The 11,479-nt window shown below is 62.9% G+C and carries 12 protein-coding genes; 6 read left to right on the forward strand and 6 right to left on the reverse strand.

Annotated features, from left to right (window positions below; translation table 11 throughout):
• Positions 1 to 248 (forward strand): hypothetical protein (locus VZ95_RS25180; RefSeq protein WP_045775038.1); only part of this gene is annotated, 248 nt, incomplete at its 5' end.
• Positions 232 to 948 carry a thiamine ABC transporter ATP-binding protein gene (locus tag VZ95_RS05935; protein ID WP_156995098.1) on the forward strand — a complete coding sequence of 239 codons (717 nt, stop codon included), beginning with the start codon at positions 232 to 234 and terminating at the stop codon, positions 946 to 948. The genes VZ95_RS25180 and VZ95_RS05935, both read left to right, overlap by 17 nt.
• Position 949: 1 nt before the next feature.
• Here VZ95_RS05935 and VZ95_RS05940 read toward each other — a convergent pair whose 3' ends face one another.
• From VZ95_RS05940 to VZ95_RS05965, 6 genes are all read right to left on the reverse strand, one after another.
• Positions 950 to 2,440: a Ppx/GppA family phosphatase gene (locus VZ95_RS05940; RefSeq protein ID WP_045775039.1), complete on the reverse strand. Its 1,491-nt coding sequence runs from the start codon at positions 2,438 to 2,440 to the stop codon at positions 950 to 952.
• A 116-nt stretch (positions 2,441 to 2,556) separates the two neighbouring features.
• Entirely contained in the window at positions 2,557 to 4,725 is a 2,169-nt protein-coding gene (locus tag VZ95_RS05945; RefSeq protein ID WP_156995100.1) for an RNA degradosome polyphosphate kinase, read from the reverse strand.
• Positions 4,726 to 4,813: 88 nt separating this feature from the next.
• Positions 4,814 to 5,512 carry a P-loop NTPase family protein gene (locus VZ95_RS05950; RefSeq protein WP_045775041.1) on the reverse strand — a complete coding sequence of 233 codons (699 nt, stop codon included), beginning with the start codon at positions 5,510 to 5,512 and terminating at the stop codon, positions 4,814 to 4,816.
• Positions 5,509 to 6,597 (reverse strand): AI-2E family transporter, encoded by a 1,089-nt coding sequence (locus tag VZ95_RS05955; RefSeq protein WP_045775042.1) that lies wholly within the window; start codon positions 6,595 to 6,597, stop codon positions 5,509 to 5,511. The genes VZ95_RS05950 and VZ95_RS05955 overlap by 4 nt, the downstream gene beginning before the upstream one ends.
• Positions 6,594 to 7,193 carry a CDP-alcohol phosphatidyltransferase family protein gene (locus VZ95_RS05960; protein ID WP_052711527.1) on the reverse strand — a complete coding sequence of 200 codons (600 nt, stop codon included), beginning with the start codon at positions 7,191 to 7,193 and terminating at the stop codon, positions 6,594 to 6,596. The genes VZ95_RS05955 and VZ95_RS05960 overlap by 4 nt, the downstream gene beginning before the upstream one ends.
• Positions 7,194 to 7,204: 11 nt before the next feature.
• Complete coding sequence (locus VZ95_RS05965; RefSeq protein ID WP_045775043.1) at positions 7,205 to 8,329, reverse strand: DUF2066 domain-containing protein; 1,125 nt, start codon at positions 8,327 to 8,329, stop codon at positions 7,205 to 7,207.
• Between the two features lie 176 nt (positions 8,330 to 8,505).
• Between VZ95_RS05965 and purM the strand changes: the two genes are divergently transcribed.
• Genes purM through VZ95_RS28025 form a run of 4 tightly spaced genes read left to right on the forward strand, consistent with a single transcriptional unit; the run spans position 8,506 to position 11,303 of the window.
• Positions 8,506 to 9,567: a phosphoribosylformylglycinamidine cyclo-ligase gene (gene purM, locus VZ95_RS05970; protein ID WP_045775044.1), complete on the forward strand. Its 1,062-nt coding sequence runs from the start codon at positions 8,506 to 8,508 to the stop codon at positions 9,565 to 9,567.
• Positions 9,555 to 10,208: a phosphoribosylglycinamide formyltransferase gene (gene purN / locus VZ95_RS05975; protein WP_045775045.1), complete on the forward strand. Its 654-nt coding sequence runs from the start codon at positions 9,555 to 9,557 to the stop codon at positions 10,206 to 10,208. The genes purM and purN overlap by 13 nt, the downstream gene beginning before the upstream one ends.
• Positions 10,159 to 11,121, forward strand: a complete 963-nt coding sequence (locus VZ95_RS05980; RefSeq protein WP_084627601.1) for an aldo/keto reductase — start codon at positions 10,159 to 10,161, stop codon at positions 11,119 to 11,121. Before purN ends, VZ95_RS05980 begins: the two co-directional genes overlap by 50 nt.
• Positions 11,122 to 11,174: 53 nt before the next feature.
• Positions 11,175 to 11,303: a hypothetical protein gene (locus VZ95_RS28025; protein WP_269747068.1), complete on the forward strand. Its 129-nt coding sequence runs from the start codon at positions 11,175 to 11,177 to the stop codon at positions 11,301 to 11,303.
• Positions 11,304 to 11,479: the final 176 nt, after the last annotated feature.

An 11,479-nucleotide genomic window follows, 5' to 3' on the forward strand; every position in this document is an offset into this window, starting at 1 on the left:
ATTTCCCCACGCTGCGCCGCCCGCTGGCGACCGCCGCCGCACTAACGGCGGCGCTGAGCCTGGGCGACCTCGGCGCGGTTGCTCTCTTCGGGGCCAACGATACCGCCGCCCTGCCCGCGCTGTTGTTCAGCCGCATGGGCAGCTATCGTTTCGATGAAGCCGCCGTGATCGCGCTGTTCTTCCTGCTGGTTGGGCTGGGGGTCTTTTTTGGAATCGACAAAGGATTGACCCGTGACCGCCGCGCTTGAGGTACAAAACCTCTGTTTTACCTACGAAACAATGGCGATGCGCTTTGATCTCACCGTCGAAAGCGGGGTTTTCCTCGCCTTGATCGGGCCGAGCGGTGCCGGGAAATCGACCCTGCTCAACCTCATCGCCGGGTTCGAAGCGCCGGAAGCGGGCTCAATCCGGCTCTTTGGGCAGGAAGTCATCGGGCTCCCGCCCGCGCGCCGCCCGGTAACGACCGTGTTTCAGGATAATAATCTATTCGACCATTTGAATTGTGGCACGAACGTGCGTTTGGGGCTTTTGCCCGCCTCAATCAACAGCCGCGCGGCCCAGATTGCCGCGACGGCGGCCCTGGCGCAAGTGGGGCTTGCGGGGTTCGACACCCGTCCGGTGCGCGATCTTTCCGGCGGGCAGCGGCAGCGCGTCGCCATTGCCCGCGCCCTCGTGCGGGCGCCGACCTGCCCCTTACTACTGCTCGATGAGCCCTTCGCCGCCCTCGGCCCGGCCCAACGGCGTGACATGCTCGATCTGATCGAAGGGCTCCGCCAAACCCACGGGCTGACCGTCATTCTGGTCAACCATCACCCCGACGAAGCCCGCCACGCGGCGCAGTTCTGCGCGTTTCTCGATGCGGGGCGGATCGTCGCCCTCGATGAAACGACAAAACTGCTCGCCCGCAGCGATGTGCCGGGGCTGACCGCCTATCTGGGCGACACTTAAGTTATTTCGCGGGAACGACGCCCGCTTCCGGCACGATCTGCGTCGTCACGTCCAGAATCTTGCCCAAGGCTTCCAAGCGCCGATGGACCGCATCGCCCAGCACGACCGAGCCGTCGGTTGGCAGCGTCAGGGTTAGCAGCGTGCCGTCCACGGTGAGCGATACGTGATCGAGCACCCCCGGCGCGCCGCCCGACAGGAGATAGCCGAGCCGCAGCGCCACGCCGACCGCGCTTGCGATCCGCAACTGCGCCGGGGTGAGGAGCTGCGTCGGCACATTGTCCGGCAGCGCGTCGCGGCTCGCCCCGTAGCGCATGGCAATCGCCGTCGCCAGAAACGCCCGACCAGGATGATCGATCCCCGTCAGTTGCGCTTGCAGCACGCGGCGATAGGCCAGCGCAACGCGATAGTCGGGATGCTCGGTCCAGGCGATATCCGACAAGCGGCACGCGGCCTCCGTCAATCGGCGGCTGTCAGCATCCTCGCCCGGCAACAGCGGGGCGACGAAGCGCAGCAACTCGGTATGGGAGAGGGCGAAGCGGCTATCGCCCACCAGGGTTTCGCAGCTCGCCATCAACGGGTCTTGCAGGCGGACCCCCGGCAACAGCCGGTCGAACAAGGCCCCTTCGCGCAAACCCGCCGCCGAGAAAATGATATTGGCCGGGCTTGCGACCGCAAAAAGCTGCTCATAGACCATCGCGGCCCAGGGGAGCGTATCGGCCCTACGGCGCGACACATCGGGGCGGCGGCGGATCGTGTCGCGGTCCATCCGGTGAATGCGCTGGAAGAAGCTCGCCGCCGTTGCCGCCGGAATCGCATAATGGTGGATAATGTGCAGCGGGTAATGGCGCTGCTCCATCATCATCCGCGCCAAGGTGCGCCAGGCCCCGCCGACCGCGTAGAAATTGCGACCATTGAGATTGGAAATCCAGGGCACATCTTGCAACGCCCGCTTAATCATCCCCGCGCCGCGCCGAACCGAATTTTCCGCTGCATCCATCAAGCGCAGCGGGCCGATGGGCAGGGAGATGCGCTCGCCGAGCTTCCCCCCCGCCACGTCGATCAATTCCAAACTGCCGCCGCCGAGATCGCCGACGATCCCATCGGCTTCGGGAATCGCCGAGAGCACGCCCAAGGCGGACAGCCGCGCTTCTTCGGTGCCCGGAATAACCTGGACCGGCAGGCCCATCACCCGTTCGGCTTCCGAAACGAAGCTGGCCCCATCTTCGGCATCGCGCACGGCGGCGGTGGCGTAGATTAAGGTCTCGCAGACGTTCATCGCCGTCGTCAGCGCGCGGAAGCGGCCAAGATTGGCAATCGCGCTGCGCCGCCCTTCCGGGTTCAGGCGGCCCGTGGCGGTAATCCCCCGCCCCAAGCCGCACATGACCTTTTCGTTAAAGAGAGTCAAGGGCGCGCGCGAGCTATCGCGATAGACCACAAGCCGACACGAGTTCGAGCCGATATCGATAATAGCAATACGTTTAGAGGTAGGCATCTAGCGCAAATCCCGAGCAAACGACATCGTTTGCAACGACGCATTCGCATAAAAAGACAATGAGCTAGAGCATTTTTCAGGGGCACGTGCGACGGAAAAATGCTCTAGCGCGAACCTCAGTCCTTCGGCTTATGGCGCGCGCGCGGTTGCGCCGCCCGACGTTGTCCCGATCCCCGCCCCGAAAGGCTCGGGTTGGTCATAAAGAAGGTATGGGCCGAGAATCCATCCAAAGCTTCAGGCGGCCGCACATAGCTGCCATCGGGTTGAAGGAACCATGTTTGGGCTTGATCTTTCAGATTCCCCGCCATGATCTGATCGAGGATTTGCTGATGCACGGTCGGCGTTTCAATCGGCACCAGGGTTTCAACCCGCCAATCGAGATTGCGTGGCATCCAATCGGCCGACGAGATAAACACTTTGGCATAGCGCGACGGCAGATCGTGCCCATTGCCGAAGCAGACGACGCGACTATGCTCCAAGAACCGCCCGACGATAGAGCGAACGCGGATATTCTCCGAGAGGCCAGGAACACCGGGGCGCAGACAGCAAATGCCGCGAATGACTAGCTCAATCTTCACCCCGGCTTCGCTGGCGCGGTAGAGCGCATCGATAAGCTCGGGATCGACGAGGGCATTCATCTTGGCCCAAATCGCCGCCGGGCGGCCCGCGTGGGCACAATCGATTTCATGCTGAATATGCTTCAGCAGCGTCGGCCGAATGGTAAGCGGCGCAATCGCAATTTTTTCCAACCGGTCCGGGTTAGCGTAACCGGTCATGAAGTTGAACACCCGCGTCGCATCGCGGCACAGCACCGGATCGCAGGTGAAGAAGGACAGATCGGTATAAACCTTCGCGGTGATCGGATGGTAGTTGCCGGTGCCGAAATGGACGTAGGAGCGCAGCTCGCCGCCCTCGCGCCGCACGGCCAGCGATACTTTGGCGTGGGTCTTGAGATCGATGAAGCCATAGACGACCTGCGCGCCCGCGCGCTCCAAATCGCGCGCCCAGCGAATATTGGCTTCTTCATCGAAGCGGGCCTTTAGTTCGACCAGCGCCGTGACCGACTTACCCGCTTCCGCCGCTTCCACAAGGGCACGGACGATGGGGCTATTGTCGGAGGTGCGGTAAAGCGTCTGCTTAATCGCAATCACCGCCGGGTCGCGCGCGGCTTGCAGCAGGAACTGCACCACCACATCGAAACTTTCGTAGGGGTGATGGACGACGATATCCTTCTGCCGGATTGCGGCAAAGCAATCGCCACCGAAATCGCGGATACGTTCCGGGAAACGGGCGTTATAGGGCGGGAATAGCAGATCGTGCCGCTCATCGACGATCATTTGCTTCACATCGGCCAAGCCGACGATCGCCGAGGTATCGAACACATCCGCCGGAGCAACGTGCAACTGGTCGATCACGAAGGCGCGCAAATCTTCCGGCATGCCCGCATTGACGACGAGACGAATGACGAGACCCCGGCGGCGGCGCTTCAGGGCCGATTCGAATAGGCGAACCAGATCTTCCGCCTCTTCATCGATTTCCATTTCGCTATCGCGGTTGATGCGGAACAGGCCTTTTGCCAGAATCTCGAAGCCCGGAAACAGCCGGTCGAGGAACTGGCCGATCAAATCTTCGACGGCGAGGAAGCGGATGCCGTCGCTGGAGGGCACGCGGATGAAGCGGCGGATTTGCGCCGGTTGCGGCAGCAGCGCGCGCATAACTTTACCATCCGTCGGGCGCACCATCTGCACCACCATCGCCGAGCCGCGATTGGGGATGAAGGGGAACGGATGCGCCGGATCGATCGCCATCGGCGTCATCACCGGAAAAATCTGCTCATCGAAGAAAGTGGAGGCCCAGGCGCGCTCTTCCACGCTGAGTGCGTCGGGATCGGCCAGGCTGATGCCCGCCGCAACCATTTCGGTGCGCAGCGCTTGCCAGGTGGCTTCCTGCAAATCGGTAAGGACGCGGACGGCTTCGCGCAGATCGACGAGTTGCTGCGTCGGCGTCAGCCCATCCTGGCTAACCCCCGAAACCCCTGCCGCAACTTGGCCTTCGAGACCGGCGACGCGGACCATGAAAAACTCATCGAGGTTCGCTTCAGAGATCGAGAGAAAGCGCAGTCGCTCCAGCAGAGGGTGCCGCGTATTGCCGGCTTCTTCCAAAACGCGGCGATTGAACGCCAACCACGAGAGTTCGCGGTTGATGAACCGTTGCGGCGAGGTTTTGGAAATCGTTGCAATCGGGGCAACATCGGGCTGGGCTTGGGCGGGAAGAGCCGTGGTCATATGAGTCCTCATAGCAGATGGGCGGCTATAGCACAGTCATCGCACCGGGAGCATGACAGGTTGATGACGATACTCAAGCATGGGTCGCTTATTCATCCGGTCTCGCTTCGTCCGGCTCCTGAACAATCGTGCGGGCGAGCGCAATCGTGATCGGCTTTTGCACCGCCAGCGCCGCCCGATTGAGCGCTTTGGCTAAATCGGAAATCGCGGCAAAACTGCGCCCGACGCGTGGCACCAGATAGCGGATGACTGGCGGATCGACCCGCGCGCCGAGGTCCGCCAGATGCTTCACCAGCAGGGCCGCCAGCAGCGTTTCGTCCGGCTCGGATATTTCGACATGGGGGAGTGCTGCGAGGCGCGAGGCAAGATCGGGCAGGCCAACCGGCCAGCGCGCCGCAGGCTCCCGCGCGACGATCAGGGCCTGCGCCTGCCGTTCCTTCAGCAAATTGAGCAAATGGAACCAGGGCGCTTCGGCCTCGGTGGGCGGATGAGGCTGCGCCTGAAGATCGATCAGCAGGCGCGCGCCGGGCGGCACCGCCCGGTCGAGATCGAGCTTTGCCCCCGGCATCAGCGGTTTCGCCCCGCTTCGCCCCGCCCAAATCGCCGCCAGATGGGATTTTCCGGCCCCCGCTGGTCCCGTTAAAACCAGCGCGGGCGCGGGCCAATCCGGCCAGCGGTTCAGCCACGCCACGGCCAATTCATTGCACGGCGTCACCAGAAAATCTTCCGCCGCTAACGCCGGTTGAAACCCCAACGCGAGCGGGAGTTGCCGGGGCACGCCCTTCATAGCGTCTCGGCAGGGGGCGTTTCAGGAGGCTTCGGTTTATAGAGGTCGGAGGCGAGATACTGGCCAACGCCGAAACGCGCCAGCACGCCGATCACCGCCATCACCGGCACCGCCATCAACACCCCCAGGAAGCCGAAGAGCGTACCGCCCGCGAGCAGCGCGAAGATGATCCAGACGGGATGCAGCCGCACCCGGTCCCCCACCAGCCAGGGCTGGAGCACATAGCCTTCCAAGATTTGCCCGACGCCGAACACACCCGCGACCAGGATCACCGGAAGCCACGAATCGAACTGCAAAACCGCCAGTCCAACTGCCGTCACCCCGCCGACGAACACGCCGACAAAGGGGATGAACGACAAAAGCCCCGCCAGCAACCCGATGATAATGCCGAAATCGAGCCCGACGCTGCGCAGCCCGATGGCGTATAAAACGCCGAGGCTCAGGCACAGCAACGCCTGTCCGCGCGCAAAACCGGAGAGGATGGCATCGATCTCGCGCGCTTGCTCCCGGATCGTCTCGGCGGCACTCAGCGGCAACCAGGAATCGATCTTGGTGACGATCAGATCCCAGTCGCGCAGCAGGTAGAAGGCCACCACCGGCGTCACGAACACCAGCGACAGGATATTGACGACCGCAAGCCCGCCAACCAGCAGATTGCCGACGAACTGGGCGACATAGCCCAGCGCCTTGCCCGCATCGGCCCCCGCCGCCGCGCGCAGATTGATGACATCGGCATCCGACACGCCAAAATCGCGCTGGGCGTCCACCAGCCAAAGATTAACCCGCTCCTGAATCGTCGTCAGCAGCGTCGGCAGCCGCTGCGCCAGTTCCACCGCCTGCCCCTGCAAGATCGGCACGAACAGCAGCAGAATTAGCAAACAGGCGAGGAAAAAGCTGACGATGGTCAGCAATGTCCCCACCCCCCGGCCAACGCCGCGCCGCTCCAGCCAATCGACCGTTGGATCGAGAAAATAGGCAATCCCCGCCCCAGCCACGAAGGGCAGCAGCACCGGCGTGATCTGCCAGACGATCAAGAGACCTAGAAGGCCGAAACCGATCATCCAGCGCCATTTGCGCACACTCATGGCCCTACTCCCTTAGCCCCTTGGATCAGGCGGTGCCAGCGCCCGGCATAGACGAGGCCGCTGACAAGAGTGGTGGCGATCATGAGGGTTTCGACGGCCAGCGTTATGACTTCCGTCGTCGCTGCCGAAACCCCCGTAACCCGCGCCACCATTCCCGATTCGAGCGACAAAATCCAGGCAATCACAAACACTTGCAGAAACGTATTCACCTTAGACACGAAAATGGGGCGAATATCGGCGGGGAACTTGCGCCAGCGGCACCAAGCGAGCCCGCCCAGAATCATCACATCGCGCGCCAAGACCAGCAGCGTCACGCCCCAACTCAGCAACCCCTGCACCGCAAGGGCTCCAAACATTGTTACCAGCAGCAGCTTATCCGCTGCGGGATCGAGGTAAGTGCCGAGGGTCGAGTGAGCCCGAAACATCCGCGCAATCGCCCCATCGACCGCGTCCGACACCCCGGCAATCACGAACAGCCAAAAGCCGGTTGCAAAATCGCCGCGCACAAAGGCCGCCACCGTGAACGGCACCAGCAGAATGCGCGCAGCGGAAATGAGGTTCGGCAGATGGCGTAGCAGCGGCCCTGGACCGGGCAAAATCGCCTCCGTTACGGTGCTTTCGCTGGGGCGGGGGCGGCCGGGGCGCTGGCTTGGAAGCGCAGAACATAGCCTTCGGATTCCTGGCTCAGCTTCAACTCGCGCTGGGCAAGATTGCGGGCGGCTTGATCGGGCGGCGCGGTGAGCGCCAGATCGATCAGCGCTTCGGTGCGGGTCATCGATTTCAACGCGGCGCTACGCACCCCCGGAACGGCTTCCAGACGCTTTTTGACTTCGATCCAATCGGCCAAATTGCGCAACGGCACTGTGACCGCCAGGGTTTCGAGAACGGCCCCGGCGTCGCCGCCCGTTGCCGTCATCGGCTGAACGGCGCGATCTTTACGCCATTGCGCCTCAAGCTCGGCCTGAAGGCGCGTCACGATGCGCTCGTAATAGGCCTCGCGACTCTCCCCAACATTGATCGGAAAACGCTCATTGAAAATCGCTTGACCCGAGCGGCGCAGCGTCACGCTGCCCCCATCGGCGGCATTGACGAACTCGGCGACGAGCCCTTCATAGGCATCATATTTGCGCAGCAGCGGATCGAGCTTCAGCGGCGTCGCGTCATAGGCTGCCGCCGGGTCGAGCGCCGCGACATCCGCCTCATCGCCCTTCGGTAAAACCAGCGGCACGAGGCCGGTTTTCAGCGGGCGCGCGGCGAAAGCTTGCCGCCAGAGGTTCATTGGCTCCCACAGCAGGCTTTTGTCGCCGTCGCGGAACAGGGGGAGCAGCAGCAAGGGTTTCGGCGCGGCGCGCAGCTCTTCGGCTCCAACCTGTCGCAGCAGCGCCCGCACCGAGGCCGGGCGGAAGCGATAGGTGAGCGTGCCAAGGTACCGCACGGCGGAGCTGGTTTCCTTCTCCACCTCAAAGCCTTCGAGCAGCGGGGCGATGTCCTTATCGGTGAATCCCATCAGCCGACTGGTATCGCCGCCGAGGGCGATCCGTTCGATCAGCCGACGCCACGCTCGCGTTTGCCCTTCGCTAATCCCGGCGTCGCGCGCTTGGGCAGCGGTTGCGGCGGTTTTATCGATGGCGATGCCCGCGACGCTAAAGCTTTCATCGGCGGCAAAGCCCATGCTGGAGCCAAGCAACGCCGCCGTTAAGGCCAGACCCGAAAGAAACCGACGAGCGCGCATCCCTGAACATCCTCTTATCGCCGCGAAAATTCCCATCCGCCGCCCTGTTGTATCTCAGCCTATGTAAGGAAGTCATCCGCTGAGATGAGGTTTCCCCACATTGCAATCGCGCGCCATTTCGCTATTGTCCGAGCCAAATCCTGACCAAGACCGCCATCGGGCGATAGAGGTGCGCTATTTCCAACGAACGGACCTACCGGCACGCCGGTGTTGATATCGATGCGGGCAATGCGCTCGTCGATGCCATTAAGCCCTTGGCGAAATCGACCGCCCGGCGCGGGGCCGATGCCTCCTTGGGCGGTTTCGGCGCTTTGTTCGATCTGAAGGCGGCGGGTTTCACCGATCCGCTGCTGGTCGCCACCACCGATGGCGTCGGCACAAAGCTAAAGCTCGCCATCGATACGGGGTATCACGATACGGTCGGCATCGATCTGGTCGCCATGTGCGTCAATGATCTTGTGGTGCAGGGGGCCGAACCCTTGCTGTTCCTCGATTATTACGCCACGGGCAAGCTGGATGTTGAGGCTGGGCGCGCTATCGTCGCCGGGATTGCCGAAGGCTGCCGTCAGGCGGGCTGCGCGCTGATTGGCGGCGAGACGGCGGAAATGCCGGGGCTTTATGCCGATGGCGACTATGATCTGGCCGGTTTCTCAGTCGGTGCGGTCGAGCGCACGCAAGTCGTGACCGGGCGCGAGGTTGCGGCGGGCGATCTGGTCATTGGCCTCAAATCCAGCGGCGTTCATTCCAATGGCTTCTCGCTGGTGCGGCGCATTCTAGCCGAAGACGGCGTGAAGCTTTCGGACGACGCCCCCTTCGCCCCCGGCACCAGCGTCGGCCAAGCCCTGCTGACGCCGACGCGGATTTACGTGAAATCCTGCCTCGCCGCGCTGAAAGCCGTGAAGGTGAAAGCCTTCGCCCATATCACCGGCGGCGGGCTGACCGAGAATATTCCGCGCGTGCTGCCCGATGGTCTGGGCGTCACCCTCGACGGCAGCCAGTGGCAGGCCCCCGCCGTGATGGGCTGGCTGTTTAGCCGGGGCGTTTCGCTCACTGAAATGGCGCGTGTGTTCAACTGCGGCCTTGGCATGGTGCTGGTGGTGACGGAAGCCGATGCGCCCGCCGCCCTCGCCGCCCTCACTGAGGCGGGCGAAACCGCGACCATCGTTGGCCAGGTCGAGACGCTTAGCGGCGATGAGCGGGTTCACGTCAAACATCTTGAGGCGGCATGGCGCGCGTAAAGCTTGGCTGCCTGATTTCGGGGCGCGGCTCCAATCTGCAAGCCCTGATCGATGCCTGCGCTACCCCCGATTTCCCGGCGGAAATCGGCTTGGTCCTTTCGAACAAGCCGGGCGTGCAGGGGTTAGAGCGGGCGGAGAAAGCCGGGATTCCGACCCAGGTGATCCGCCATCCCGACTTCCCCGACCGCGCCGCCTTCGATGCGGCGCTGGATGCCGCCCTGCGCGCGGCGGGGGTCGAGATCGTCTGTCTGGCTGGGTTCATGCGGCTGCTGACGCCGGAGTTCGTGACCGGCTGGGGTGATAATATCCTCAATATTCACCCCTCGCTCCTGCCCGCCTTCAAGGGGCTCGATACGCACCAGCGTGCCTTGGAGAGCGGCGCGCGGTTTGCGGGTTGCACGGTGCATATCGTCCGCCCGGCGATGGACGAAGGCCCGATTCTGGTGCAAGCCGCCGTACCGATTTTGGATGGCGATACGGAAGATAGTCTCGCCGCTCGCATTCTGACTGCCGAGCACCGCGCCTATCCCGAGGCCGTGCGGCTTCTGGCGGAAAGCCGCGTTCGGGTAGAGGGTTTGCGCTGCCATATCGATGCACCTGCCGATCCCGTGCCGCACTTCAATCCTTCTCTCAGCCGATAGGGTTTTCCGATGGAAAAAGATTCCGCTGACCGCCGCCGGTCCCAGCCTTTCGCGCCTCGTTTGGGGCACCTGGCGCTTGCTGGCGCAGCCGGACATCCGCGACCCGAAACCGCTGGCCGCCTTCATCGACCAGTGCCTGCACCTCGGCATCACCTCCTTCGACCTGGCCGATCTCTACGGCGGCTTCGGCGTCGAAGAGGTCTTCGGGCACGGGTTGCAGGCCTGGGCGGGGGATCGGTCGGCGATCCAACTGGTGAGCAAATGCGGCATTCGCCCCGTGACGTCCGCGCGCCCGGACAATCGGGTGAAGCACTACGATAGCTCGCGCGATCATATTTTACGCTCGGTCACGAACAGCCTGCGCGCGCTGCACACGGAGTATCTCGATCTGCTGCTGATCCATCGCCCGGACCCGCTGATGGATGCCGATGAAACCGCCGAGGCGCTGCAAGAGGTGATGGCGAAGGGTTGGGTGCGGCACGTCGGCGTTTCTAACCATTCGCCCCGGCAATTCTCCTTGCTGCAATCGCGCCTACCGGTGCCGCTGGCGACCAATCAGGTGGAATATTCCATCCTCCACCCCAACGCGCTGGAGGAAGGTAGCTTCGACCAAATGCAGAAGCTGCGGCGCGCACCGATGCTCTGGTCGCCCTTGGGCGGCGGCGCATTATTCACCGATCCGGCCTATGCCGCCCTTCGCGCGGCGCTGGCGACGGTGGGGGAAAAGCTCGGCCATGCCGATATTGGCACCACCGCCCTTGCCTGGGCGCTCACCCATCCGTCGCGCCCGGTCGCCGTCGTCGGCACCGGCCAGATCGACCGGCTCGCCGGGTATCGGGCCGCGCTGACGGGGCTGGAGCGGCAAGATTGGTTCGCGCTTTTGGAAGCTGCGCGCGGCCAGCCTGTTGCCTGAGCGCCGCGATTTCGGTATCAAGCTTTCAGAACATTCCTAACGAGGATCGCAGAATGGCCAACATCGCCGAAATGGAAAAGCGTCACGCCGCCTTTTACAGCAGCGTCCTGAAGGCCATGACCGGCACGGGGATTGCCGTGATTATCCTGTTGGCCGTGATGGCGGTAACGCTGATTCACTAGAATTTTTGCACGGTTTCCGTCGCATAAAAAACCCCGGCAGCCACCTGCCGGGGTTTTTCTTAACATCACTATCATATTTAAATACGAATAAAAACATCTTATAAAAGCTGCGCATCCACCTATGCGGGCATATTTTTGGGAGAAAACCTACATGGACCTGATTGTTGTTTTTCAGA

This window comes from Elstera litoralis (assembly GCF_000963705.1).
In the GTDB taxonomy this organism is placed as follows: Bacteria; Pseudomonadota; Alphaproteobacteria; order Elsterales; family Elsteraceae; genus Elstera; species Elstera litoralis.